Annotated in this window: 27 protein-coding genes; 12 read left to right on the plus strand and 15 right to left on the minus strand. The window is 66.2% G+C overall.

Annotation, left to right across the window (positions count from 1 at the left end):
* Nucleotides 1-357: 357 nt before the first annotated feature.
* Both NOCA_RS00785 and fdxA read right to left on the minus strand, forming a co-directional pair.
* Nucleotides 358-1,005 (minus strand): helix-turn-helix transcriptional regulator, encoded by a 648-nt coding sequence (locus NOCA_RS00785; RefSeq protein WP_011751567.1) that lies wholly within the window; start codon nt 1,003-1,005, stop codon nt 358-360.
* Nucleotides 998-1,351, minus strand: a complete 354-nt coding sequence (fdxA, locus tag NOCA_RS00790; RefSeq protein ID WP_011751568.1) for a ferredoxin — start codon at nt 1,349-1,351, stop codon at nt 998-1,000. The genes NOCA_RS00785 and fdxA overlap by 8 nt, the downstream gene beginning before the upstream one ends.
* Before the next feature lie 51 nt (nt 1,352-1,402).
* Here fdxA and NOCA_RS00795 point away from each other — a divergent pair, with 51 nt between their 5' ends.
* A complete protein-coding gene (locus NOCA_RS00795) occupies nt 1,403-2,017 on the plus strand; it encodes a DUF2249 domain-containing protein (protein WP_011751569.1) in 615 nt (204 codons plus the stop codon).
* Here the strand turns inward: NOCA_RS00795 and rocD are convergent.
* From rocD to NOCA_RS00825, 6 genes are all read right to left on the minus strand, one after another.
* The gene (gene rocD / locus NOCA_RS00800) at nt 2,014-3,234 is read right to left on the minus strand and encodes an ornithine--oxo-acid transaminase (protein ID WP_011751570.1); all 1,221 of its coding nucleotides are present in this window, start codon (nt 3,232-3,234) and stop codon (nt 2,014-2,016) included. The two genes, NOCA_RS00795 and rocD, sit on opposite strands and share 4 nt — an antisense overlap.
* A 41-nt stretch (nt 3,235-3,275) precedes the next feature.
* Complete coding sequence (locus tag NOCA_RS00805; RefSeq protein ID WP_011751571.1) at nt 3,276-3,671, minus strand: carboxymuconolactone decarboxylase family protein; 396 nt, start codon at nt 3,669-3,671, stop codon at nt 3,276-3,278.
* A 63-nt stretch (nt 3,672-3,734) separates the two neighbouring features.
* Nucleotides 3,735-5,438, minus strand: a complete 1,704-nt coding sequence (gene ctaD / locus NOCA_RS00810) for an aa3-type cytochrome oxidase subunit I (RefSeq protein ID WP_011751572.1) — start codon at nt 5,436-5,438, stop codon at nt 3,735-3,737.
* A 357-nt stretch (nt 5,439-5,795) separates the two neighbouring features.
* A complete protein-coding gene (locus tag NOCA_RS00815) occupies nt 5,796-7,058 on the minus strand; it encodes a PucR family transcriptional regulator (RefSeq protein WP_140404125.1) in 1,263 nt (420 codons plus the stop codon).
* Nucleotides 7,059-7,196: 138 nt separating this feature from the next.
* Complete coding sequence (locus tag NOCA_RS00820; RefSeq protein WP_011751574.1) at nt 7,197-8,114, minus strand: slipin family protein; 918 nt, start codon at nt 8,112-8,114, stop codon at nt 7,197-7,199.
* A 224-nt stretch (nt 8,115-8,338) separates the two neighbouring features.
* Complete coding sequence (locus NOCA_RS00825) at nt 8,339-8,701, minus strand: DUF488 domain-containing protein (protein ID WP_011751575.1); 363 nt, start codon at nt 8,699-8,701, stop codon at nt 8,339-8,341.
* A 391-nt stretch (nt 8,702-9,092) separates the two neighbouring features.
* Here NOCA_RS00825 and NOCA_RS26900 point away from each other — a divergent pair, with 391 nt between their 5' ends.
* The 4 genes from NOCA_RS26900 to NOCA_RS00845 all read left to right on the plus strand — a co-directional run bounded on the left by NOCA_RS26900 (nt 9,093) and on the right by NOCA_RS00845 (nt 12,896).
* The gene (locus tag NOCA_RS26900) at nt 9,093-9,746 is read left to right on the plus strand and encodes a hypothetical protein (protein ID WP_140404126.1); all 654 of its coding nucleotides are present in this window, start codon (nt 9,093-9,095) and stop codon (nt 9,744-9,746) included.
* Nucleotides 9,743-10,849, plus strand: coding sequence for a transaldolase (tal, locus tag NOCA_RS00835; protein WP_049774163.1), 1,107 nt, complete (start codon nt 9,743-9,745; stop codon nt 10,847-10,849). The genes NOCA_RS26900 and tal overlap by 4 nt, the downstream gene beginning before the upstream one ends.
* A gap of 642 nt (nt 10,850-11,491) precedes the next feature.
* Nucleotides 11,492-12,295, plus strand: a complete 804-nt coding sequence (locus NOCA_RS00840; RefSeq protein WP_049774164.1) for a universal stress protein — start codon at nt 11,492-11,494, stop codon at nt 12,293-12,295.
* 148 nt (nt 12,296-12,443) lie between these two features.
* Nucleotides 12,444-12,896 carry a hypothetical protein gene (locus tag NOCA_RS00845; RefSeq protein WP_238383329.1) on the plus strand — a complete coding sequence of 151 codons (453 nt, stop codon included), beginning with the start codon at nt 12,444-12,446 and terminating at the stop codon, nt 12,894-12,896.
* A 362-nt stretch (nt 12,897-13,258) separates the two neighbouring features.
* Here the strand turns inward: NOCA_RS00845 and gap are convergent, their stop codons facing one another.
* Nucleotides 13,259-14,305, minus strand: coding sequence for a type I glyceraldehyde-3-phosphate dehydrogenase (gene gap, locus NOCA_RS00850; RefSeq protein ID WP_011751579.1), 1,047 nt, complete (start codon nt 14,303-14,305; stop codon nt 13,259-13,261).
* Nucleotides 14,306-14,831: 526 nt separating this feature from the next.
* On the opposite strand from gap, the gene NOCA_RS27345 reads away from it, so the two are divergent.
* From NOCA_RS27345 to NOCA_RS25315, 4 genes are all read left to right on the plus strand, one after another.
* Entirely contained in the window at nt 14,832-14,975 is a 144-nt protein-coding gene (locus NOCA_RS27345; protein ID WP_158305609.1) for a hypothetical protein, read from the plus strand.
* Between the two features lies 1 nt (nt 14,976).
* Complete coding sequence (locus tag NOCA_RS00860) at nt 14,977-15,453, plus strand: hypothetical protein (protein ID WP_011751580.1); 477 nt, start codon at nt 14,977-14,979, stop codon at nt 15,451-15,453.
* Entirely contained in the window at nt 15,443-17,239 is a 1,797-nt protein-coding gene (locus NOCA_RS00865; protein WP_011751581.1) for a glycoside hydrolase family 15 protein, read from the plus strand. The genes NOCA_RS00860 and NOCA_RS00865 overlap by 11 nt, the downstream gene beginning before the upstream one ends.
* Nucleotides 17,240-17,595: 356 nt before the next feature.
* Nucleotides 17,596-17,892, plus strand: a complete 297-nt coding sequence (locus NOCA_RS25315; RefSeq protein ID WP_049774165.1) for a TraR/DksA family transcriptional regulator — start codon at nt 17,596-17,598, stop codon at nt 17,890-17,892.
* A gap of 392 nt (nt 17,893-18,284) precedes the next feature.
* Here the strand turns inward: NOCA_RS25315 and NOCA_RS00875 are convergent, their stop codons facing one another.
* From NOCA_RS00875 to NOCA_RS00885, 3 genes are all read right to left on the minus strand, one after another.
* Nucleotides 18,285-19,292 carry a PGN_0703 family putative restriction endonuclease gene (locus tag NOCA_RS00875; protein WP_011751583.1) on the minus strand — a complete coding sequence of 336 codons (1,008 nt, stop codon included), beginning with the start codon at nt 19,290-19,292 and terminating at the stop codon, nt 18,285-18,287.
* Complete coding sequence (locus NOCA_RS00880; RefSeq protein ID WP_140404128.1) at nt 19,289-19,975, minus strand: TY-Chap2 family putative peptide chaperone; 687 nt, start codon at nt 19,973-19,975, stop codon at nt 19,289-19,291. Before NOCA_RS00880 ends, NOCA_RS00875 begins: the two co-directional genes overlap by 4 nt.
* 69 nt (nt 19,976-20,044) lie before the next feature.
* Nucleotides 20,045-20,356, minus strand: a complete 312-nt coding sequence (locus NOCA_RS00885; RefSeq protein ID WP_011751585.1) for a MarR family transcriptional regulator — start codon at nt 20,354-20,356, stop codon at nt 20,045-20,047.
* Nucleotides 20,357-20,416: 60 nt separating this feature from the next.
* On the opposite strand from NOCA_RS00885, the gene NOCA_RS00890 reads away from it, so the two are divergent.
* Nucleotides 20,417-21,163: a DUF5131 family protein gene (locus tag NOCA_RS00890; RefSeq protein WP_011751586.1), complete on the plus strand. Its 747-nt coding sequence runs from the start codon at nt 20,417-20,419 to the stop codon at nt 21,161-21,163.
* On the opposite strand, the gene tcmP is transcribed toward NOCA_RS00890, so the two are convergent.
* Nucleotides 21,153-22,385, minus strand: coding sequence for a three-Cys-motif partner protein TcmP (tcmP, locus tag NOCA_RS00895; protein ID WP_011751587.1), 1,233 nt, complete (start codon nt 22,383-22,385; stop codon nt 21,153-21,155). The genes NOCA_RS00890 and tcmP overlap by 11 nt on opposite strands.
* 160 nt (nt 22,386-22,545) lie before the next feature.
* Between tcmP and NOCA_RS00900 the strand changes: the two genes are divergently transcribed.
* Nucleotides 22,546-23,055 carry a hypothetical protein gene (locus NOCA_RS00900; RefSeq protein ID WP_011751588.1) on the plus strand — a complete coding sequence of 170 codons (510 nt, stop codon included), beginning with the start codon at nt 22,546-22,548 and terminating at the stop codon, nt 23,053-23,055.
* Between the two features lie 3 nt (nt 23,056-23,058).
* On the opposite strand, the gene drmC is transcribed toward NOCA_RS00900, so the two are convergent.
* Together drmC and drmB are read right to left on the minus strand one after the other, a co-directional pair.
* Nucleotides 23,059-23,763 (minus strand): DISARM system phospholipase D-like protein DrmC, encoded by a 705-nt coding sequence (drmC, locus tag NOCA_RS00905; RefSeq protein WP_011751589.1) that lies wholly within the window; start codon nt 23,761-23,763, stop codon nt 23,059-23,061.
* Nucleotides 23,753-24,733, minus strand: coding sequence for a DUF1998 domain-containing protein (gene drmB, locus NOCA_RS00910; RefSeq protein WP_206780572.1), 981 nt, complete (start codon nt 24,731-24,733; stop codon nt 23,753-23,755). The genes drmC and drmB overlap by 11 nt, the downstream gene beginning before the upstream one ends.
* Nucleotides 24,734-24,735: 2 nt before the next feature.
* Between drmB and NOCA_RS00915 the strand changes: the two genes are divergently transcribed.
* Nucleotides 24,736-25,197 (plus strand): hypothetical protein, encoded by a 462-nt coding sequence (locus tag NOCA_RS00915; RefSeq protein ID WP_148217928.1) that lies wholly within the window; start codon nt 24,736-24,738, stop codon nt 25,195-25,197.
* Nucleotides 25,198-25,281: the final 84 nt, after the last annotated feature.

The following is a 25,281-nucleotide window of genomic DNA, read 5'->3' on the forward strand; positions in this document are numbered from 1 at the left end:
AATCGATGCGCGCTGGCTCCTCCGGCCTGGTTGGTCGGAGGAACCAGCGCCCGGCCCTTCGTGGCTGCGTGAGTACGAAGGGAGCCTGGGGTTCGGGGCCGTGCCGATGCTCGAAGCGGTCATGCCGATGGACTCCATCTCTCGTGCGACGGACCCACGGACGGTGCCGCCTTTAGCCGTGGATGCGATTTCAACTCTGTCTCGCAGGCGCGGGATCGGGTAGGCAGGGCACCGGTCAAGCTCGGTCGGGGGTTGTTGCCGAAGACCGGCAACAGGAACTGCCGGCTGCCTTGGCGCCGCGACGTCTAGACCCAGGCGCCGACGCTGATGCGCCGCCGGTGCGCAGCCCGGGTCTGGTCACGCTGTCGCTTCCGCGGATCCCACGTGCGCCAGGCACAGATCGGGTTCGGCGAACGGCTCGAGGCGCTCGATGGTGACCGCTGCGCTCATCGCCGCCATGGCACCTTGCATGAGGCCAAGATGAACCGGGCAGATCACGTTCTCGTGCTCGGGGACGAGGTCGAGGAACGGGCAGTGCCTCAGCGCGATCTGGGCCCGGCGTCCCGAGGATCGACGCTGCGGGGAGAAACCGAGTTCTCCCAGCATCTCGACCAGCTGATCGGTCGCCTGGTCGTCGGTGGTGACTGCCGTCGTCGAGCGTGTGCCCGCGGCTAGCCTGTGCCCCCAGGCCCGGCCCGCCTCGACGGCCTTGTCGGTGGACTCGTTGTCGGCGCTGAGGCGGGTCGCCAGGGCGTCGGCGAGGAGCTGGTAATTGCGAGGGCCGGCCGGGTCCATGCCGCGGTGGGCGCGGAACATGAGCGGCGGTCGGCCCGGTGAGCTGCGTGTCGGCTCGACTCGTTCGACCCGGCCGCTGTCGGCGAGAACCTGGAGGTGGAAGCGCACGGTGTTTGCGTGCAGGCCGAGTTGGTGGGCCAGGTCGAGGATGCTCATCGGTGCCTCGGAGGAGCGCAGGGCGTCGAGCACCGCTTCACGTCGCTCAGGCATGGTCGTTCACCTGCAGCGGCAGCCCCGCGACCAATCGGGTGTCAGCACCCAGCGCTCCGAGTTTGGACGCCCCTCCCGGCGAGCCCACGGGTGCGGACCGACCTTCTAGCGTCTCGCTGAAGAACAGCGCGTTATCGGCGAGGTAAGGCGTCAAATGCCCGGGCAGATCGTCTTCGTAGTAGATCGCCTCAACCGGGCAGACCGGCTCGCACGCGCCGCAGTCCACGCACTCGTCCGGATGGATGTAGAGGCTGCGACCGCCTTCGTAGATGCAGTCCACCGGGCATTCGTCCACGCATCCCCGGTCCATCACGTCTACACACGGCTGCCCGATCACGTAGGTCATGCGCTACAGTTTACACAAGCTCTAGTTGTATAAATTCTGAGAGGTTTCCCGATGGTCGACGAGCTCGACGTACGCACCTTGCGCAAGCCGGACAAGCACCCCGCGATCTTCGCGGCCTACCGCGCCCTGCGCCGGGGGGAATCCTTCGTCCTGGTCAACAACCATGACCCCCTGCATCTGCGTGACGAGTTCGAGTCGGAGTATCCCGGCGGTTTCGGCTGGGACTACCTCGAGAGCGGTCCCAGCGTCTGGCGTATTCGTCTGAGCAAGCTCACGGCCGCTGCCTTGCCGCGTCTGCTGTGCGACACCAACATCGAGGTCGATAACGCCGATGCCGCCGGTGCCGTGTGGAAGCTCCAGTGGCGCGAGCGCGACCTGGACTCCAACATCATCCGGTTGCCGCCGGACGGCCGCATCGACGCACACGAGGGACCCGACCTCGACGTCCTCATCCACGTGCTCAGCGGCAGTGGTCGTCTAGGCACGGAGCTCGGGGCGCTCCGGCTCACCACGGGAGCCCTCGTGTGGTTGCCTCGCCGATCGCGTCGTGAGTTCGCCGCCGGACCCGACGGCCTGAGCTACCTGACCGTGCACCAGCGCAGACAGGCACTCACGCTGACCCCCACGACCGCCCCCCGGCACGCAGATCGGGCGACCACCGCCTAACTCTTGGCGCTCAGGCTCGCCAGCGCGAGGGCGAACCGGTCGACTAGCCAGTCCACCTCGTCCCGCTTGATCACCAACGGTGGGGAGAGGCGCACGGTGGAGCCGTGGGTGTCCTTGACCAGCAGACCGAGATGGAGGAGCCGCTCGGCTAGCTGCCGACCACTAGCCAGCGCCGGGTCCACGTCGATACCCACCCACAGGCCGCGCCCTCGCACCGCGAGCACGCCGTCCCCGGTCAGCGACTGGAGTCCATCCAGGAGGCGCGCGCCGAGCATCTGCGCGCGAGCCTGATACTCGCCGGTGACGAGGAGTTGGACCACTGCGTGCCCCACAGCGCAGGCCAAGGGGTTGCCCCCGAAGGTCGACCCGTGACTACCCGGCGTGATCACGTCGAGGACGGCACGGTTCGCGGCGATGGCCGAGACCGGGAGGATCCCGCCTCCGAGGGCCTTGCCGAGCACGTAGACGTCGGGGACGACCTGCTCGCCTTCGCACGCGAACGTCGTGCCGGTGCGTCCCAGCCCGGACTGGATCTCGTCGGCGATGAACAGAACGCCCTGGCCGTCACAGATCGCCCGGACGTCGCGCAGGTATCCCGCGGGTGGGACGATGACGCCAGCCTCGCCCTGGATCGGTTCAAGCAGGACGGCGACCGTGTCCGGCCCGACGGCGGCACGCAGGGCGCCGGTGTCGCCGTACGGGACCACGTCGAAGCCAGGGGTGAAGGGGCCGAAGCCGTCTCGTGCTTCGTCGTCGGAGGAGAACCCCACGATGGTGGTGGTGCGTCCGTGGAAGTTGCTTTCGGCGACGACGATCCGCTGGCGGCCGTCCCGGACTCCCTTCACGCGGTTTCCCCAACGTCGGGCGGTCTTGATCGCGGTTTCGACTGCCTCGGCCCCGGTGTTCATCGGTAAGACGGCGTCCATCCCCGTCAGGTCCGCCAGGGCCGCGCAGAACGGTCCCATCCGGTCGTTGTGGAACGCTCGGCTGGTCATTGTCAGCCTCTTCATCTGCTCACAGGCCGCCGCGATGAGCTCGGGGTGTCGATGGCCGAAGTTCAGGGCCGAGTAGCCGGCCAGGCAGTCCAGGTAGCGGCGGCCCTCGATGTCGGTGACCCAGGCACCTTGGGCGTGGGTGACGACCACCGGCAGCGGGTTGTAGTTGTGCGCTGCGAACCGCTGCGCGAGCTCGATGTGCTGGCTGGTCGTGAGCGTCATGTGGCTTGCTCCGTGTCTTCGGGGTCGTGGACTGGCCGCGCCTACCGCGCTTGCCGACGGACTTCCAGGTTGGCGGTACTTTGGTCGGACGGTTCTGAGTCGAGTGCGTCGAGTGCGTCGAGTGCATGGAGCGCCAGGGTCGAGTGCGCGTAGGCGCCGCCAGCCCGCATCTCGGCTGCGACCCAGATTGACTCCATGATCTCTTCAGGGCTGGCTCCCTCGCGGTGCGCAAGTTTCGTGTGTCCCTCGATGCAGTACGGACACTGCGTGACATGGGCAACCGCGACCGCAATCAGCTGCTTGGTGCGGCGATCCAGGGCGCCGGCGCCGAAAACGGCGCGGCTGAACTCGTTGAATGCGTGATGGGTGTCCGGCGCGAGCTCGCGGCGTCGGGCAGCCAAGGCGGGCGTGGTCTGGTGGTAGACGGTGTCGGTCATGGGTCTCTCCGGTCTCAGTGAGTGGGGTCGGTGGCGCAGTGCGGTGTGGTTCTGTTGTCCGGCTCACCTACCGTCACGTGTCTCGGCGACCGAGCCCGGGTGGGTGGCCTGTTGGTCCGTCTCACGCTGCACGGCTTCCGGGTGGTGTAGGTCGAAGGCGGGCGACTCCGAGCGGATCCGCGGCATCGAGACGAAGTTGTGCCGTGGCGGCGGGCAGGACGTAGCCCACTCGAGCGAGCGGCCCCAACCCCACGGGTCGTCCACGCCCACGGGCGGCGAGCCCGCCGACTTGTAGACGTTGAGCAGGAACGGCAGGGTCGACGCAGCCAGCAGGAACGCGCCGATTGTGGAGACTTGGTTCAGCGTCGTGAAACCATCACCGGGCAGGTAGTCGGCGTAGCGCCGCGGCATGCCCTCCACGCCCAGCCAGTGCTGCACCAGGAACGTGGTATGGAATCCGATGAACAGCAGCCAGAAGTGCAGCTTGCCGAGGCGCTCATCGAGCATTCGACCGGTCATCTTGGGCCACCAGAAGTAGAAGCCGGCGAACATCGCGAACACCACCGTGCCGAACACCACGTAGTGGAAGTGGGCGACCACGAAGTAGGAGTCCGTGACATGGAAGTCCAGCGGGGGCGAGGCGAGGATGACGCCAGTCAGACCACCGAAGAGGAACGTGGTGAGGAACCCGACCGACCACAGCATCGGGGTGTCGAACGAGATCGAGCCTCGCCACATGGTGCCGATCCAGTTGAAGAACTTCACACCAGTTGGAACGGCGATCAGGAAGCTCATTCCCGAGAAGAACGGCAGGCTGACCGCGCCGGTGACGAACATGTGATGCGCCCACACCGACACCGACAAGACGGCGATCGCCAGCGTTGCCCCGACCAGTCCGACGTAGCCGAAGACGGGCTTGCGGCTGAACACCGGGAGGATTTCGGTGACGATGCCGAAGAACGGCAGCGCGATGATGTACACCTCGGGATGCCCGAAGAACCAGAACAGGTGCTGCCACAGGATTGGCCCGCCCGTCGCGGTGTCAAACACGTGGGCGCCGAATGCGCGGTCGGCCTCCAGCAAGAGCAGCGCGCCACCGAGGACCGGGAACGCGATCAGCACCAGCATGCTGGTGACCAGGGTGTTCCACACGAAGATCGGCATCCGGAACATCGTCATGCCCGGGGCACGCATGCAGAAGATCGTGGTGATGAAGTTGACCGCGCCCAGGATGGTGCCCAGGCCAGCCATCCACAGGCCCATGATCCACAGGTCACCACCCACGCCCGGCGATCGGACGGCGTCCGACAGCGGGGTGTAGGCGAACCAGCCGAAGTCGGCGGCACCCGCGGGAGTCAGGAAGCCGGAGGCGGCGATCAGGCCGCCGAAGAGGAACAGCCAGTAGCTGAACATGTTGAGCCGCGGGAACGCGACATCCGGTGAGCCGATCTGCAACGGCATGATCACGTTGGCGAAGCCGAAGAACAGCGGGGTTGCGAACAGCAGCAGCATGATCGTGCCGTGCATCGTGAACAGCTGGTTGTACAGCTCGTCGTTCACGACCTGCTGGCCAGGGTAGGCCAGTTCGGAACGCATGATCATCGCCATGATCCCGCCAATTAGGAACCAGCCGAACGACGTGCCGAGGTAGAGCTTGCCGATTAGCTTGTGGTCGGTCGTGGTCAGAAGCCGGACGATCGCCAGCCCATACGACTGTGGGGAGGCCCGGACGGCGAGGGCGTTGCCGGCGGTGCGTGTCGTGGTCACGCGCGATCCCTCAGACCGGGTTCAGAGGTTTCATGACGTCACCAGTTGGCCGGTGGATCGCTAGCCGGGAACGACTGCAGACCCCACTCGTCCACGATGTCCCAGGCCGGCGTCTTCGCCTCGCTCGGCAGCCGATCGGGGGCGGGAGTTGAGGGTTCGGCCACCTGAGCTGCGAGCGACATCGGGTCTCCTTCAAGGAATGGCCGGATGGGCCACGGGTGACCATCGTGAGCGCCGGGGCTCTGACAGGGCAGCGGGCAAGCCCGGCTAACTCTGCGAGGTGGTCCCTGCTCGACTTCGGCAATCAGGGCCGACGCTCTCCGGTCGGAGGGCCCTGGACGGTGAGCGGCGAGGCAGCTACGTCGACCCAGGGGCTGAGGCCTGCGGGAGCGGCCGTTCGGGCCAGCCGAGCAGCCTCGCGCCGAGGACGGCCGCCTGCAGCGTGAAGCGATGGGCCGGGTCGAGCGCATCGAAACCGGTGAGTGCCTTGACGCGGTCAAGGCGGTAGGTCACTGCCCGGACCGAGAGGTGGAGCGTGGTGGCCGTCGTGGTTGCGACGCAGCCGCAGTTGAAGTAAGCCGCCAAGGTTTCCACCAGCGGCTGGGCGCCTCCCCGGGCCTGATGGAGCGGGTTGAGCACCGAGTGCACCAGGTCGACCAAGGCGGGCTGGTCTCGGGCGAGCACTCGGTAGGTCAGGAGGTCTCGGGTCTCGACGATCGGCCGGTCCAACTGCATGCGGGTGGCCATGGTCATGCCCTCACGAGCCTCTTCGTAGGAGCGGGCGATCCCGTACGCACCGGGGTGAGCGCGACCCACCGCCACCCGCCAGGGACGTCCCCGCCTCAGCCGGGAGAGCTCGCCGTACACGATCTTTCCGAGGTCACCGGTTGTTCCCAGGCCGCCGGACGTCGGTGGGGCGCCGGTGGCGTCGGCCAGGGCGATGACGACAACCCATCCTTCCTTCGTTGCGACCAGGACGTCCCGGTCACCGAAACGGTCCAAGACGACTCGTTCCAGTGAAGTCGTTGCGGCGGCGATCGACGGGAGCCGCTTGCCCGGTTGAGCGAGGGCGACCTGGTGGGCACGAGTCAGGTCGAGTCCAAAGGGTTCCGCCCGCTCCACAAGGTCACTGAGATGAGCATCGCCGCGGAGCAGGTCCTCGATCAGCTCTCGTCGCAGGGTCTCCTCCCGGCGGACCAACTCGCGCCCGGCCTCGGCGTGGCCCTCGGCAAATGCCGCGACCGCGTCGTCAACGACGTGCAGGACCGCCTCAGCGGCCGCGCGGACAGCCGATCTGTCCCGCTCACGAACGACCGCGGGCAGCTCGCTCCACACGCGCCGGGCTGCGGAGAGGTAGAGATCGACGCCTCGACCGACCGGGACTCCTTGCTCCGCAGCGTGACGGCCCTGGCGGCGGACCGCGTCGATCTGGTCCCGGCCAGGAAACTCGCCGTGCGTGGCTGCCTCGGCAAGCATGGGCAGGTAGTCGCCCAGCAGAGCGACCGGTACGCCGGCGTCCTGGCTCGCGCCTTCGGCCGCCCGAACCAGCCACTCCTGGTCGGCCCACTCGGTCCGACGCACCGAACTGCTCGGGTTGCGGTTGGCCCCGGTGTTCTTCATGCGCATCGCCTCACTTGGCCTCGGCCTACCAGTACACGACACGCTGCCGGGGCCCGGCAAACGCGGTTCCGCAGGTGGCGTCACGTCCTGAGGCGACGAGCCTGGGGCGTGGACCGGTCGGCCCCCTGCCTGGGGCATTCAGCCACACTGGCCGGGCATGATCCCCAGAGCTCGAGACCGGGCGTCGGACTGGACGGGCACGCGCACAAGAGCGTGTTCCAGAGTGGCGGTGGAGAGGTCGAGCATGCGTGCTGGCGTCGGCTCGGCGGCGATGATCTCTGCCGGCGTCGGCGTCTGCTCAGGTGGGGTTGTTCGCTCGAGGAAGCGCAGCAGTTCGACGGGGAAGGGCAGCACCAGCGTGGAGTTCTTTTCCGCAGCTACCTCGACCACGGTCTGGAGGAGCCTTAGCTGCAGGGCGGCGGGATGTTCGGCCATGACTTCGGCGGCCTGGGCGAGCTGTTCGGAGGCTTGTAGTTCGCCGTTGGCGGTGATGACTCTGGCTCGGCGTTCACGTTCAGCCTCGGCCTGCCGCGACATCGAGCGCTTCATCGATTCCGGCAGCGCGACATCCTTGATCTCCACGCGCTCGATGTGGATGCCCCACCCGCCGGCGGGACTGTCGATCATCAGCTCCATGCCCTGGTTGAGCTTCTCCCGGTCACACAGCAGGTCGTCCAGATCGCTCTTGCCGATGATGGACCGAAGTGACGTCTGGGCGACTTGGCCGATCGCCGAGAGGTAGTCCTGCACATCCACGCCCGCTCGGATGGGGTCGATCACTCGGAAGTAGACCACCGCATCGACCCGCACCGTGACGTTGTCGCGAGTGATCCCGTCCTGGGCCGGAACGGGCATTGTCACGATCTGCATATTGACCTTCTGCAGGCGATCGACGAACGGGACGATGAACACCAGACCTGGACGCATAGGGTTGCGCAGGACTCGACCGAGTCGATAGATCACTCCGCGTTCGTATTGCTTGACCACACGAGTGCTTGCGATGGCAAGGGCTGCAAGCACCGCCAGGATCGTGAGGGCGACAACTAGGAAAGTCATTTCGGTCTCCGTTTCGATGCCCGCGGTCCGGTCCCGGTGACAGGACGTGGGGCCGACCGCGACGCCATCGGCTTTCCTCGAATGGCTACCCGAGTGACTGACGGTCTACCGCCAACTGTGCGGATGCGGCGGACGGATCGGGAGAGCCGAGACCGGCGACACTGGGCCGAGGGAAGTTGCCGTTCCCCGGCAAAAGCGCAGCCTTTGACCAGCCCCTCCTTCGGTCAGCGGCGCAGCAATCCGGCGAGCACAGCCGCTTGACTCACTTCGAGATCGCGCGTCGCGGTCAGCAGTGTCAACCGACCCCGGGCGGCCATGGCTCTGAGATGTGCCAGCGCCGAGGCGCGTTGGGGGTCCTCGAGCTCATCGAGGTAACGGGCTTCGAACTCGTCGAACCGCTCTGGCACATGGCCGTACCACTTGCGGAGCGCATCGGACGGGGAAACCGCTGAGCACCACTCGTCGAGGTCTGCGCGTACCTTGCTCACACCCCGTGGCCAGCGCCTGTCGACCAGCACGCGCATACCGTCATCATCAGTGGGATCGTCGTAGATCCTCCGCAGCCGGACGTCGGGTCGTCTGGTCACCGCGTACCTCCCAAGCACGTCATGTGGCGCGATCGGCTGGCGGGAACAGAACCGTAGTCGAGCGACATGAAGTGATGATCAACCACAGCGAGGAGATTCGGCACCGCAGGACATCGGACGAGAAGGCCCCGGACTGTCTTCCGTAGGACAGCAACACTCATCCCGGCTTACCCAAGGCGTCCGCTGGAGATCCGACCATAGGGCCGCGCGGCTCCCGAGATGGTGGGTGTCCGGCAAAGACGACACCTACTTGACGGCCGGACAGACACGGTGACTGCCTCGAGCACCCGCGCCATCGTGGAGGCATGAGGCGATTCGAACAGTGCACAGACCGATGAACGCGTATCGAGTCGGGTGGCTCATCGCTGCCGCAGCGCTCGCCCTAGTCGGGATGGTCGCAGCTGCGGCCCTATCTCTGTCCAACCTGCTGGTCCTGTTCACCAGCTTTGCCCTTGTGGGCGCCGTGGTGGTGCTGCTGGTCCGCCAAGCCGACGGCCCACGCGGTCAACGGGGCGGCACCCGAGACACGCTGCTGGGCGCCGGCGTGGCTGGATCGTCCGCCGGCGCCCTCGCAGGCTTGACGCAGATCATCGGCGCGGCGGCCATCCTCCTCCTGCTCGTCGCCGCCGCCACCTCACCCTGGGCCGTGGGCGCCATCCGACGCTGGATGCGCACCGTGCCGAGCCCCCCGGGAACGCAGCTAGACGCCGTGGTGCAGGCCCTTGCCTGTGCGAGCCCAGGATTCGTGCCCGTCCAGCCACTCCCCCAGGGGCCGCCCACGACCGATGCACAGCTCTGCGAGGCATGGTGCGCCAGCCACCGAGCCTTGCAGGTCACCGCCTCGCGCCGGAAGTTCATGCGCATCGTCGAAGAGCGCGGCGGCTACCTCGACGAGCTGGAGAGACGGAACCCTGCAGGCTTCGCGGCCTGGCTCGCATCCGGAGCCACCGCCGCCGACAACCCCCTTCCCTACCTGAGCCTGCCGCACCTCGACCGCGAGGCCATCAACTGGGACGAACTCATTGGCGGACAAGACGCATCATGAGCAGACTGCACCGACTCTTCGACGAACAAGGTCAAAGCCCCTGGCTCGACAACCTCACCCGCCCCCACCTGCGAGACGGCACCCTGGCCGATCTGGTCGCACGAGGAGTGCGCGGAGTGACGGCCAACCCCACCATCGTCGCCAAGGCCATCGAAGCCTCCGACGCGTACGACGACCAGTTCAAGGACCTGCTATCGGCCGGTCACGATATCGAAGATGCCTACTGGGAACTCGCACTCACCGACGTCGCTCATGCGCTCCAGATTCTCCGCCCCACGTTCCATCACAGCGGGGGCCACGACGGCTTCGTCTCGATCGAGGTGGCACCACAGTGGGCCCGCGACATCGAGGCAACGATCGCGGACGCCCGATACCTGCACGAACGAATCCACCAACCGAACCTGCTCGTCAAGGTCCCGGCGACCGCCGAGGGCGTCCATGCGGTCGAGGCCTTGATCGGAGAAGGGCGCAGCATCAACGTCACCCTCGTCTTCTCCCTCACGCGCTACCGCGAGATCCTCGACGCCTACCTCTCTGGCATGGAAGCCTTCGCCCTACACGGCGGTGACCTCACATCAATACGAAGCGTGGCCTCCTTCTTCGTCAGCCGCGTCGACACAGAGGTCGACCGCCGCCTGGAGGAACTGGGTACCGAGGAAGCGTTGGCCCTGCGCGGCCGAGCGGCCATCGCGCAGGCCAAGCTCGCCTACCAGCTATTCCGCAGCACCCACTCCGGTCCGCGATGGGCACGACTGGCTCGACGAGGCGCCCAAGTGCAACGAGCGCTATGGGCCTCCACGTCCACGAAGAACCCGCACTATCCCGACACCCTGTACGTTGACAACCTCATCGGACCCGACACGGTGAACACGTTGCCAGAGCCCACCATCGACGCCTTCGAGGACCACGGCACCGTGGTGCGAACCGTCGACGCCGGCCTCGCGGACGCCAACTTCGTCATGCACGCGCTGTCCAGGGTGGGCATTGACATGGACGATGTCGGCCTGACCCTCGAACGACAAGGTCTCGCCACGTTTGCCGCATCGGTGAACCACGTGCTCGACGCCCTCGACGCCAAGGCACACGTCCGCTCGGCGATCTGAGTAGACCGAGCTGGATGCGCGCTGTTGGGCCCTCCGGGCACCACAGTCCTGACGGCGATGAGGACCATCGGGCAGCTGGGCGGCCTGAGGCGCCTCGAGCTGACCCTGTCTCGCGCACTCTCGTTACCCCGGATGACGACCGGGCTCGTGGCTCTCTAAACCCAACTGGCATCCGCGGAGGTGGAGGTATGGCGCGACGCCACGCCGAGACCTGTCAGGTGATGGTTCACGGCGCTGGAGGTCTCCGCATGGTCGCGTGCCCCGCCGCAGCACGGCACCTCTCCGCTTCGATCCCCCCATCCGCGCCGAGTCTGCGCCATCTCCGTCTCCGCTCCAGAAGTGATCTTGCCGCTGGTCGGCAACGACTCACCACAGACGTTGGCCGATCCGCCGTCTACTCCCCGCAGACCCGACGCGACAGAGTTGAGCTCACAACCAGCCGGGCATGGCAGCCGCCACCGTCCCGCTACAGAACGGATGGAGTCCATCCCGATGCCAGTTTCAAGCCCCGCCCCCAGGCAGTTGCGAACACCTCGTCCGGCCCTACTCAGACGCGGCCTGGTCGGCATCAAACGGCCGCATACCCGCGCTCCGATCTCATCGAGCTGCCCGACTATGAGTCCAAACCGAGGAACCATACTCGTGGGCTACGACGGTTCCCCCGCTGCGGTGGCTGCCCTCCAATGGGCCGCTGAGACAGCCAGTTTGGAGGGATATTCCGTCCGCGCGCTCATCGTGGACCGAGAGGAGCGCTCGCTGCCGGTCCATGACTGGGAGCCTGAAGATGGGATGTCCGCACGTGTGGACGCGGTCTTGGCCGCAGCCGGAGTCAGCGGCGCGGCCGAGCTGCACTCCGGCCGCGTGGTGCCCCTCCTTTTGCGAGAGGCCCTCGATGCGACCATGCTGGTCGTCGGAAGCCAGGGGCACGGATGGGCCGCCGAGACAGTCCAGGGCTCGGTGAGCCAGCATGTGGCCAGACACGCGCCATGCCCGGTGGTCGTCGTGCGTGCCGCGGCACACCCGAACGCAGCCCGCATCGTCGTCGGAGTCGATGGCTCCGAGGAGAGCCGCGCGGCACTCGAGTTCGCCTTCCGCCGGGCCAGCCTCACCAAGGAGTCTGTGGTGGCTGCACACGCCTGGAAGCCCGGACGCGTCGACCTGGATGGGCGCGGCCAGCTCCCCCATACACTCGCCAAACGCTCGCAGGCCGCCGACGCCGCCTTGGCTGAGTACGTGGCGGGCCTGCACACCGACCATCCCGATGTGACGCTCGAGATGGACACGATGGCCCTGTCCCCGGCATTGGCCCTGACCGAGACATCCGCGAACGCATCGCTCGTCGTGATCGGATCGCGAGGACGCGGCCTGTTCACCGGGCTGCTGCTCGGATCGGTCAGCCACCACCTACTGCACCGGGCCCAGTGCCCCGTCGCGGTGGTCCGCTGACGTCGAGCCGGCACCGAGCCGCGCCCTGCATCTGCCGACACGTGCAGCATCTGCTCGAACACGACCGCATCCAGGACCCAGTCCGCGCGCCAGGCCTCGCCGACCGCATCGACCCCAGAATCAGCGCGCATTGCCGGACACATCTGGCATGACGCAATCGAAAGGAAAAACCGTGACAACCACTCGTCCCACCAGCCATGGTGCGGCCGGCAGCACACCGGCCACCCGTAATGTTCTCGACCCCAGCTACCAGGCGCTCTTCTTGCTGCGAACGGTCTTCACTGTGGCTCCCATCGTGTTTGGTCTCGACAAATTCACCAACTACCTCGTCGACTGGGACAACTACCTGGCTCCGTGGGTCAACGACATCGTTCCCGGCACCGGAACACAGGCGATGTACGCCGTTGGCGTCATCGAGATCCTCGCCGGTCTCGTCGTCGCGATCATGCCGCGCTACGGTGGCTGGCTCGTCGCGGCGTGGCTCGGCGGCATCATCGTGAACCTGCTCACGCTGCCTGGATACTACGACGTGGCACTGCGGGACTTCGGGCTGCTCGTCGCCGCTGTCGCACTGGCCCGGCTGGCCCGGGCACACCACTGAGCTCGGCGCAGGGCGCTCGGCTCCCCGTCAACCATGCCCGGAACCGGGTGGACCAGCGCTGACGAGCCTCCGGCACACAGGCCGTGGCGCACCGGGACTACCGACCCCGGTGCGCTCGACCTGACCCACGAACCCCAGCGATGGGAATGGGACGAGCTCGTGCTGGCGCCGGTGCTCGCACAGCGACTGCCCCGGCGTCCACCGCCGCCGACCACCGCCACGCCCGGCGCGCTCAAGGGGCACATCTTCCTTCAACCCTGCACCCGGCCGCGCTAGGTAGCGGGACCAAGCAGCGGCGCGCCATGATCGACGACGGACTCGACCGCTGGCCTGCCCTCACCCGGATCTGCCTGTCGATCGCGCTAAGCGTGGCTCCCGGTGACAGGGCGTGCCCCAGGGCGGGTTGGCGAAGGACGCAGACCAAGCATCGCCCGAACCTCTCGGATCATTTGATTGGTGAAGCCCCACTCGTTGTCGTACCAGGCCATGACCTTGACCAGGGTGCCATCTACGACCCGCGTCAGAGCAGTGTCGAGGACCGCCGCACGAGAGTCCCCAATGATGTCGGCGGAAACAAGCGGGTCCTCCGATACCCCGAGGATGCCTTGATACCGGGAGGTTAGGGCCTCGTGACGGAACACCTCATTGACCTCGTCGGCCGTCGTGGACCGCCCTGCGACGAAGACGATATCGGCGATCGATCCGACTGGGATCGGCACCCGTATCGCGATCCCGTCGAATCGGCCGGCGAGCTGCGGTACGGCGCTGATGGTCGCCCTCGCGGCACCGGTTGAGGCGGGGACCAGGTTGACGGCGCCCGCCCGACCCTGGCGGAAGGTCTTGCTCGGTCCGTCGACCAGATGCTGGGTGGCGGTGTAGGCGTGCACCGTTGTCATGACGGCGCGCTCTGCCGCGAGCCGCCGACGCGCGACCTCCACGATCGGGGTAATGCAGTTGGTGGTACAGCTGGCGCAGGAAATCACCCGTGCGTCGCCGTGTGCCGCGTTCACTCCGTGCACGACGGTGGGAACCGCTTCCGAGGTCGTCGGCGCCGACAAGACGACGAACGACGCTCCCGCCTGGATGTGCCTCCTCAGGTCATCCTCGTGCCTGAACACCCCCGTGCACTCCAATACCAGATCAACATTGAGGTCCCGCCACGGCAGGTTCGCCGGATCTGCTTCCGCGAGGACTCGGATCTCGCGGCCGTCGATAATCAACGCGTCCGCCTCGCAGGCAACCTCGCGGTGGTAGCGGCCGTAGACCGTGTCGTAACGGATCAGGTAAGCAAGGTTCTCAATGTCAGCGAGATCGTTGACGGCGACTACGTCGAGGTCGTCAAACTCCAGCAAGAGCTTGAGGGCGGCACGACCGATTCTTCCGAGCCCGTTGATGGCCACCCTCGACATGTCACTCGCTCCTTCTGTGCGGCCCTTCTGTGTCGGTCGCGCACTCGCCATCGTGGCGCGTGGACAGACCAAGGTGCAGGTCACGAGCCAGCCAGGATGACGGCACCGTGGTTGCCTTCCCTCGGCAACCCGATGGCTTCCAGGTCGCGTCGCAGGGACAGAACCTCCGGCTCAGACCACCGCAGGGGCCGAGTTGCGGTCACGTCATCCTGCTTGCGGGCTGACCCTTTGCCGGTCATCGGCAATGAACGCTCGAACGTCTCAGCCGATCTCCCGCGGCGAAGCCGCGAGGAGAACGCGTCATCATGACGGAATGAGCACCGATGCACACTCGCGAGGCTGTCCACGCGGTGAGCCCGCGTCGACCTCCGAGGAGTGCCCGCCCGGTCGCTCGATCCGGGCTATGTCGATAGCCCCAGCCTCGCCGTCAGGACATGAGCGACCTATGAGCAGGCTGCACCGAATCTGCGACCATGGCCCCGTGGTGCACACAGCCGACACCGGACTGGCAGACGCACGCTTGGTCATGCGCGCCCCGCCTAGGGCGGGCATCGAGCTGGACGACGTCGGCCTGACCCTCGAACGCCAAGGTCTCGCCTCCGTCGAGGCCCCGGTGAATCACGTCCTCAGCGCCCTCGAGGCCAACACACACGTCCACTCGGCGCGCTGAGATGGATTGGGCTGGCTGGGCACTGTTCGGCCTGCTGGCCACCACCGTCCTGACAGCAGTCATGATCATCGCGCAACTGGGCGGTCTGAGTCGGCTAGACCTCCCGTTGATATTGGGCACACTCGTCACCCCGGATCCAGACCGGGCACGCGTAGCGGGGTTCTTCATCCACCTGGCCGCAGGTCAAGCGTTTGCACTCGGCTACGGCGCCTGCTTCGTCGTGCTGGGCGAGGCCACCTGGTGGATCGGTGGCCTACTCGGAGCCCTTCATGGCGGCATCGCCTTGACCGTCCTCGTCCCGATGCTGGTCGGCGTCCACCCGCGGATGGCCACGAACCGAGCCGGCCCCGGATCCACCGCGGTGCTCGAACCCCCGGGACTTGCCGGCCTCAACTACGGCACTCAGACACCGCTGGTCGCCATGGCGGCACATCTGGTCTACGGCATCGCGTTAGGTCTTCTCCTCGATGTCTCCTGACCTGCCAATCGAGGACTACGGCCTGCTCGGAGACACCCGGACCGCCGCGCTGGTGAGCTCGCACGGATCCATTGACTGGATGTGCTTCCCGCGGTTCGATAGCCAGCCCGTCTTCGGCCGACTCATCGGCGGACCCGCCGCGGGCAGCTACCGCCTCGGTCCGGCGGGACCGGCGACGCTGATCAGCCGCCGGTACCACGACCACTCCGCCACCATCGAGACGACCTGGCGAACCACTGCAGGACGACTCACCCTCACCGAAGGCATGGTCGCCGAGGTCAGCGGCCAGCTCCTGCCCTCGACCATGCTCGTGCGACGCGTGACCGCCCCTGATGCCCCGGTCGATGCCGTCATCGAGATCGACCTCCGCCTCGGTGACGGGCACCAGCGCCCGCGCACCCAGTTCCGTGGCAACGCCTTGGTCTGTGACTGGCGCGGGCTCGCCACTGCCCTGACAACCAGCTCGAACATGACCGTCGAACCCAGCGTCCCCCACATCGTGACCGTCACCCCCGGTCGCCCTTTCACCGCCGTACTGAGCTTCGCGGAGCGAGAGCCCTTCGTCCACATCGATCCGGACGCCGCCTACGACGTACTCGAACGTGACGAACTGCGCTGGCAGGCATGGTCGCGCGACATCGACCCCGACCTACCCCACCGCGACGCCGTAGTCCGCAGCCTGCTCACCCTTCGCCTGCTGACCTACTCACCCTCCGGCGCTCCGGTCGCTGCACCGACCGCCTCCCTTCCGGAAGACCTCGGCGGCGTGCGCAACTGGGACTACCGGTACGCGTGGCCGCGAGACGCCAGCATCGGCATCGGCGCGTTCCTGGGAGTCGGCAAACATGACGAGGCGCGTGCCTTCCTGGCCTGGCTGCTCAGCGGCACTCGCCTCGACCGTCCCCGACTACCCGTGCTGCTCACCCTGCACGGCAAAACCCCGACGCACGAACGGACACTTCCGGGCTGGCCCGGATACGCCAGCAGCGCACCCGTCCGGATCGGCAACGCTGCCGCCGACCAACACCAGCTCGACGGGTACGGCTGGGTGATCGACGCCGCGTGGCTGCTCACCCAGGCAGGGCACCGGCTCTACTCCGAGACCTGGCGCACCATGTCCGGATTCGCCGACACCGTCGCGAGCCGGTGGCGCGAACCGGACGCCGGAATCTGGGAGGTGCGCACTGATCCCGCCCACCACGTGCACTCCAAGATGATGGCTTGGCTGGCTCTCGACCGCGCACTCCGTATCGCCGCAAGCCACCGAACGAGCGCGGTGCGACTCACTCGATGGGCCCTCGCCCGTGCGGCCCTGCACCAAGAGATCTCGCAGCGCGGCTTCAACCCCGACACGAGCACCTACACGCGCACCTACGGATCGGCCGATACCGACGCCGCACTGCTGATCCTTCCGCTGCTCAACTTCGACCCACCAGACTCCCCACGTGTCCGCGGAACGATCGACGCCATCACCCGCGACCTCGACGCCGGCACACCTCTCCTGTACCGATACCCACCTGGACAAGACGGGCTTCCTGGTAAGGACGGCGCCTTCCTGCCGTGCTCATTCTGGCTCGTCCAAGCGCTCGCCCGAACCGGACGACAAGAAGAGGCGGAGGAGCTTTTCCAAGAACTCCTGACGCTGGCAAGCCCCCTTGGGCTATACGCAGAAGAGATGGATCCCGTTACGCGTCACCACCTCGGCAACTACCCCCAGTCCCTCACCCACGCAGCCGTGGTTCAGGCGGCGCTCGCCCTCCGAGACGGCGCGGCCGGAATCCCCTAGCGCGAGCGCGCACACGAACGCCTGCACGCGGCCGGGGCCTGGCTAATCGCAGTTGAAATGCGGTGCCCCGTGGCTAACATGACTGGATGGTGGAGCAACTGGCATTCGCTCGGACGGTCACCGTCCGGCCCTGCCACCTGCCTTCACACGTCCCCTCTGGTGCCGCTCTGCTGGCTCTCGAACTCAACGAGGAGGCTCGGGGAATCCGCGGTCTCGATGTGCTGCGTCGCAGCGTCGACCGCGCCCCGCCGGTTCGTCCCTGACTCTGCTTGCCATCGCACGCGCCTTCGTCGGCGCGCGCATCATCTAGCGCGCCCGAAGGCGTCGCGCACCCTTCAACCTGTCAAGGACCTCACATGACCACTTCCGATGCATCATCACTGAACGCATTCACCAACATGCACGACTACCTCGCGACGGTCGAGGACGCGCGCCGCCGCCAGCTCGACGCGCTCCCCACCCGCACTCTCGACCCTGTCGAAGCCGCGCACCGAGCGGCCGTTGAGCAGATCGTCGATGAGGTCGTCACCGCTCGGCACCGCCTCACGGTCGGGCTGTATGGCGTCTGCACCGGCTGCGAGGAACCGATTGCCACGGAACGCTTGGAGTTCCGGCCGTGGGCAACCACGTGCATAAAGTGTTCGCAGCGCTAGCAATGGGGTCAGCGCCGCGATGCATGCGAGGCGATCTGGGAAGTCCACTGTGCGTCCTCTTGGCAGCCGTTCAGGAGTCGACCCAGCCGGACCTACGTCGGCAGGCGACCAACGGCTCCCGATGTGCGCGACACACTGAGTCAGCTCCCAACTCCTCTCCACTCGGACCCCGCAGTCGACGCAGCTGTGGAGACCGCGGCACCAGCAAGCGGCATCCCACCTCACGCGGCTTGACTCTCATCGCAGGCGAACCAAGATTTGAACGCCGAAGGATCGGATGCTCCTATTGCGGGCATTCGAGCACGCTGGGTCGGTCCATCTGTTGCCCAGTGGAACTTTGTCGGACCCATGCGGGGGACTCGGTGGCTCTGTCTGGTGACATGCCTCCGTCCTCAGCCCTCGACCCACCACAGGTAACGGCGGCGAAACTTATCCTTGGTCGCGCCGCCGTGAGCGAAAGCAGCGTCGATAACCTCGTCGATGGTGTGCGCCTGGAACGAGGTGTCGCCGTCAACCAGGAGCTGCGTGTAAGCGAGGGCGGCGTCTCGGAAACTGCCGTTGCGGCTCGGGTATAGCAGGACATAGCGAGTCTGCTTCGTCCACTCGTCCGGCTGCTGGCGCATCGAGAGCGCGAGGAGGTGGTCGCGCCAGATTTGCCGAAGGTCAGTGTTGAGGACCTTCTCCCCCCAGCCCGGCTTAAATACCTCGGAGTGGTCAGCGATGCCGACGAGGAACGCGGTCTGCTCCTCGTAGCGCTTGACAGCGTCCGGCTTGCTCGCGCTGGGCTTCTTCTCCTTGGCCGAGTGCTCGTGGTACTTCGTCTCGATCCCGATTACGGTCCTGGTGCCCGCCGGGTCGCCGAGCCGGAGCGCGATATCGAAGGCCGTGCGGTCCCGCGTGTACTTCGCGCTCCGCCTCGCGGGTGACCACTCGAAGATGATGTCGGACGACGACCCTGCGGCGACTCCGAACAGCTCGGCCAACCGCTCTCTCGAGACGTCGTTCTCGGGCTGAGAGGCCTCGCCGAACAGGTTGAAGGCCATCGGCATCGACGACAACAGGTCGCGATGAAGCCGCCGGTCGTCGAGTGTCTCGTGATCCTGCTTGGCACCTACGCGGTCCTTGGCGGTCTGGTGGATAGCAGGCGTCAGGAAGTTGCTCCCTGCTTCGGCATCGAGGTGGAGCAACTTGGTGCCGTTTTCGATGTCCTCTGGCGGGATGTCCGGGTGGGCACGCCTACCGGGGTGCGTGCCGAACGTTGCGATAGCGAGCTCGTCTACTGCCCAGCGGTGTTGGCGCCAACGCGCCTCGCGCTTGAACGCGGTCATCTCGGTGCCGCCAGCCTTGTCACTGTCGAACCAGCAGGCAGCGTCGATCAGGTCTTGTTGTGTAGAGGTCACGTCTCGGTTCCTAGGTCGAGGACGGCTGCCAACATCCGCGGCATGCTCCGCCCCAAGTCGTCGTACGTCGAAGAGAGAGTCAGCCGGCGCCCGGTCACCGACCATGCGTCGCTGGTCGTGGTCTCGAACGCGACCCGGAGGTTGCTGGTCGCGACGTGCCAGTAGCTGAAACGCGGCTCGACGTCCGTTGAGTCAGTCACGCGGTCGATGCGGGCTCGGATCTCGGGGAAGTCGCGGAGCCAGTCGGCGGGTCCACCTCCGTACCCCGACGTGTCAATGGCTCCCATGCAGATGTCGGCGGGCTCGGCCAGCACCTGGAGGTTCGCGAGTGAGGACAGCGTTCGGTAGACCAACACACGAGGGGTCGATCGAGGCGCCACCTCCACGTAGGCGAGGCCGGCTGCATTCTCAAGAGCTGCCACGACCGCACGATGATCGCGTGGGACCACGTCATCCCACGGCAGCGGCTCCCAGCCGGGGTCTCGTCCGTCCTCGCGACCATGCACCTGCACGGTGCCTTCGCGGTTAAGCATGATCGTGCACCCGCGCCCGGTACGTAGGGCTAGGACGTCGTACTGCCCGCCACCTGGATGCTCGCGTTTGATCTCCAACTCGGGGTGTCGCCGGGCGAGCGACGACGCAAGCCTCCAAGAAGCCGCCTCCACCACCGTCCGCTCGAGCACGAGGACAACGGTATGGGAGCCGACCGACAGATCGCGGTGGAACCGTTCAGTCGCGCGCTTCGCGGGCGCTCATCGGTCAGCCGGAACTATCGACACCTGGGTGCGCATCTGCCGAGCCCAGTCCCAAGCTGGGCTCGGGTTTCGCAGCAGGTACCTTCGGCGGTTGTCGCCCTTGGGCAGCTCCGACAACAGGCCGGTCGCGACCAGACTCTTCAGCGCAACTTGGACGTTGCTCGTCGAGAGTTCCAGTGCCCGTGCGAGGTCCGTCAGGGTTACGAGGCCGTCCTCGGCCTCCGCAACGGCCAGCATGATCTCCAGACGATAGGTCTGTCCGAAGGCAGCGCGCGACAAGGTGCGCAGTCCCTCGGTGTCGACCGTCATGGTGCTATCTTACAAGAAACGTGTTACGCGATTCACGTAACGTGACGGGAGGTGCAGGCGATGCGAACCAAGACCGGGATCGAGTGGACAGAGGTCACCTGGAACCCGACCACAGGTTGCGACCGGATCAGCGAAGGCTGCGACAACTGCTACGCGCTCGCCATGGCCAAGCGGCTCAAGGCGATGGGCTCCGAGCGCTACCAAGCGGACGGCGACCCTCGCACTTCCGGGCCAGGATTCGCGCTCACTCTCCACCCCGACGCACTCGCACAGCCGTTCCGCTGGGGCGGCAGTCGATTGGTCTTCGTCAACTCGATGAGCGACCTGTTCCACGCGAAGGTTCCGATCTCGTTCGTCCGCGACGTCTTCGACGTCATCGCACGCACGCCGCAGCACACATATCAGTTGCTGACCAAGCGGTCTGCGCGCCTACCCAAGGTCGCCGACAAGCTGGATTGGCCGCCGAACCTCTGGCTGGGCGTCAGCGTCGAGAACTCCGACCACGTCTACCGCGTAGACCACCTGAGGCAGGTGCCCGCGGCGGTGCGCTTCCTCTCCTGCGAACCGCTCATCGGCCCGCTGCCCGACTTGGATCTAACTGGCATCGGCTGGGTGATCACGGGCGGCGAGTCCGGTCCAAGAGCACGACCACTCGACCCCGACTGGGTACGAGAGATCCGAGACAACTGTGTGACGTCAGGCGTGCCGTTCTTCCACAAGCAATGGGGCGGCCGGACACCAAAGGAACACGGTCGTCACCTCGATGGCACCTTGTGGGATGAGATGCCCAAGCTCGTCACCGCTTAACGATGAACTGCTTCCACAATTCCTTCTTCTTGTCGCGGGGATCAACTGAGCCCGCATCAGCGAGTCGATCCCAGGCCTTCCGAATTGTCGACTCACCAGCTAGCGAGAGGGTATCCCCCAGGATCGGTACCACGTTGCGCCCGACTGCTACCTGAGTCGACTGAACGACTAACACCTGGATGTTCGTGGCGACGGCACTGATGCAGTCACTCTCCAGGTCACGTTCGGCGGCCGCCGATCTGCTCGCGCTGTCCTCGCGGATGATGTCGCCCATGATCGGCAGCATCTCCTGCTCGTCGTGCTTCTCAAAGAAATCGTCGAGGTCCTGGCGGCGATACGCGTCCCGCCACTTTCGCGATGCCCGAGCGGCCGCGTCCGCGAACTTGTATCCGGCTGCATCGTGTCGGTAGAAGAGCGTCAGCAGGAAGAGAGGCGCCCGGTTCGCCCGGCGCCGGATCGGTACAGAGATCGAGAGCGTCCCTGTCTCCTTCGCTATCGCAGCCCGGTATTCGTCGACCACTGCGGCCGCGGCAAGCGCGGCAGAGGATGTTTCGTCGCGCGCATCCAGGAACCGTGCACGCCACCATTTGCCGCCAAAGAAGAGGTCAGCCTTCTCCACGCCTTGGCTGGAGAGCCCCGGCTTGATCTCCGGCGTGCCGCCTGCGCCGCGCTGGAGATACCCGCCGTGGCGGGAGACAGCCTCGACGTTGATATTGAGCAGCACCTCCGACGGTGGCTTGCTCCGCCCAAGCAGGGTGCCGGTCATCATGCCTCGTGCCATCGAGACTCCGAACGGGTCGAGCAGCGTGAGCACCGGGCTGGTGCCAACTTCCTCCCACGCCTTGGGCAGTTGCTCTTGAACCTCACCGCCAAGAACAAGGGCGTGGCAGCCGCGTTCCTGGAACGGCTTGACGTTTGATCGGAGCTTTTTCAGGTAGTTCGGCTTCTGCTCGATGAAGGCGCAGCGGATGTTGCGAGGCGACTTCCACTGCGCCGCCTTCTCCGCGATCTCCAGCGCGACGATCGGCGATCCAGTGACTGTCTCGCCGTCGTCGTCCGCGTCGTACGTGCCGGGGCCGGCGTAGCCATCCACCAGCCAGACGGGACCGGAGAACGAGCCGCCAACCATTGCGCAGAAGACGTTGAAGTACTCGGCCAGGACGGCGTGCTTGAGCACCGCAGCAGGCTTCTTCCTCTGGAAGAAGGAATCATTCGCCGCCATGCTGTGTCTCCGAAGGTCACGCCCGAGCTGTCACGCCGTGTGACCGGGGTTCTATGGTGCCAAGGCATCCGGACAATTGCGGTGTTTGGCGCCGTGTCGGGTACGCCGTCGATGAACGCGAGCGAGTCTCGGGAGAGCTCGGCCCGCCATACTGGCGTCCATGCTGCGGACGCAGGAGCAACTCGATCAGGGCGCACTCCACGTTGCTTTCGCGATCGACATGGCGTGCAGCCTCGTACCGCTGACTGACGATTCGTCCTTGCCGACGGCTGCCTCGATCGCGTGCTTGGAGTCGTACCACTCCCACATGCGGACCTTGGTTGAGTTCCTCCTTCATGATCGCCAGAAGCGGGACATTCATCGTCACGACTACCTTCCGGGCTGGGACCCCGAGGTCGGACTCGAGGGCGCCAGGCTGGAGGAACTCTGGTCTGACGCGAGCCAGAACGTTTCTCACCTAAGCTGGAAGCGAGTGCCCGACGCCAATGGAGTAGTCGTGCTGACGAACGTCGCACCCGCGAACCTCGCTCTGCTCGCCGGACTGATGCTGGCCATCGTCGAGTCCTTCACCCGAGAGCTTGAATCCACGGGACACCCCAATCGCGTGCAGTTTCGCGCTGCTCTAGACCTTGGTCATCAAAGAATGTCTGGAAAGCGACCCGGAGAGTAGCGCTCAGACCAACTCATACAGAGTCCCGTGCTTGCTTGTCATGGTGGACTCGACGGACTTCGCGAGTGCAGCGTCGCGGACTAGCAGGCCGAACTCGACGTTGCGGTTCTCGGCGCTGAACGAGAAGTTGGCGCTGGTCAGCAGCAGGACTTCGTGGTCGATGACGATGAATTTGGCGTGGCTGACGACGCGCTGGCCCGACGGGAGCTCCGCGGATCGGTAGGTCGTTGCTCGCGGGAGTTGGGCCTTGACCTTGGTGGCGTCGGCTTTGTCTCCGTCGACGTAGACGGTCACGACGACACCAGGCTGTTCGGCAGCTTCCTTGAGTACGGTCCACATCTGCGAGGTCTTCTCGAAGTTGTAGGTGGCGCAGGTGACTGAGATCCGTGCGGCCTGAACGAGTCGATGGAATTCGCCGGTGAGGTGACCGACCTTGGCTTCGTTGCCAGGCATCGTCCACACAGGAGTCAGATCGCGGTGGACCGACTTTGCCCCTGTGATCCCCCGCAGCACCGCGGCGGCTCGGGCACGATCGGTGTGGTCGAGCTCGGCCGCTGCCAGCAACTCCTTGGCGTCCTCACGTCGGGCGGAGTTGATCGCGGCCAACGCCTTGATGATGTGCTGGCCGTTGTCGAACTGGACCGCGAGAGCTTCGGCTTCGCTTGCGGTGAGGTACTCACCGAGTGCGACAAACGGATCAGAGGGCATCGACGCTCCCGAAGAACCCGGACACGGAGTCGCCCGTGGCCGTCGGGAGGTTCAACAGGAATCGCCGGTCAACGAACCGGTTGGCCTTCTCGCACGAGGTCTCGGACGCGAACGAGCAGCAGTGGCAGGCTGCGCCGTGCAGGAAGTCCTCGGGGTCGCTCGGCGTTCGCATCGCGCAGACCGGGTCCGAAGAGCACCTGGACGCTCGTCTCAGGGCCGAGATCACGAGCCCCTGCAGCCGAGTCGGCTCCGAGAGCGCGACGAGCCCGCCAAGGGTTCCTTCGCTGTCGGATGCAGTGGTGCAGATCAGGAGTCCGGCAGCTGCCTCACGCTGTGGCGAGGCCGACCACCCGTAGATGCGCTCGGTCAGGCTGGCCGCGCCGTAGCCACTCGACATCGCCATCTCACGGATCAGAGCGTGGGACAGCGAGTGCAGAAGCCAATACCTCGGCGCGGGGAGGCGGGTGTCGGGGTCGACGAGCTTGGCAGTCTCGGAGAACCTTCGGGAGAAATTCCTACGATGTGCGGCCCGGTGCGCATCCCACAGTGGGCTCGCGACGATGCCCCGCTCCCAAGCATCAACAGCCGCGAGGTCGAGCTGGAGGAAAATGCCCTCGCCGCGGTCTTCAGTGGCTGGCACCCAGGCCGGCTTACCCTTCCGGGTGAGCTTGACGAGTCGACTGACGAGGTCGTTGACTCGGTCCATCTCGTCGAGGCGGGTGAATCCGAGGACCGCGTTGATCTTCTTCATCTGGTTGACCGCGACGACACGACTGATCCTCTGGTGCAGTTCCGGGCCGCGCTGCATCTCGGTGACCATGAGTCCGCTGGAGTTCTGCTGCTGCGGGAACAAGGACGGCTTCTGGAGGTATCGCCACTCCGGGACCAGTAGATCGACTGGGTCCGACGCCGTTTGTTTCGACGCACCCCGGACGGGCTGGCGCCGTTGTGGCTGTGGCTCGCCCCGAATGGGTGCCGAAGAAGCCCTACGGGTGGGAAGACACCTTCGATCACGCCAATCACCGCATCGCCCGAGTGTGGGCCAAGACCGTCGGTGACGGGACGGACGCGGACGAGTGCCCGTTGTGGGCGCGGCCGCACATGCTGCGGCACTCGTTCTGCCTGAAGTGGTACTCGATCCTGTCGGCGGTCTGGCGGACCCGGGTCACGGGCCTGTCCGAGGAGGAGACGCGTGATCTGCGCGATCAGCTGGGTGACATCTGGTACCAGCTGGCCGCACTGATGGGCCACGCCCACCCGATGACCACGCGAGACATCTACCTCGAACCATTCGCCGGGCTGGAGATCGACTACCTGATGGCCCTGTTGGACGAGGAGGAGACCGCCGGCGTCGATGCGTTGCTGCGCACCCTTGCCGACGAGGGCGGGCGCACGGTGCAGCCGATCACCCTCACCGGTGAGGTGTCCCGGTGAGCGGCCGCGCGGGGGGAGGACAACCCGCGACCCTGCCACCGGCCGGGTGGGCGCCGCGGCCACGCCTGGGACCCGACGGTGAAA

Source organism: Nocardioides sp. JS614, from assembly GCF_000015265.1.
GTDB lineage: Bacteria > Actinomycetota > Actinomycetes > Propionibacteriales > Nocardioidaceae > Nocardioides.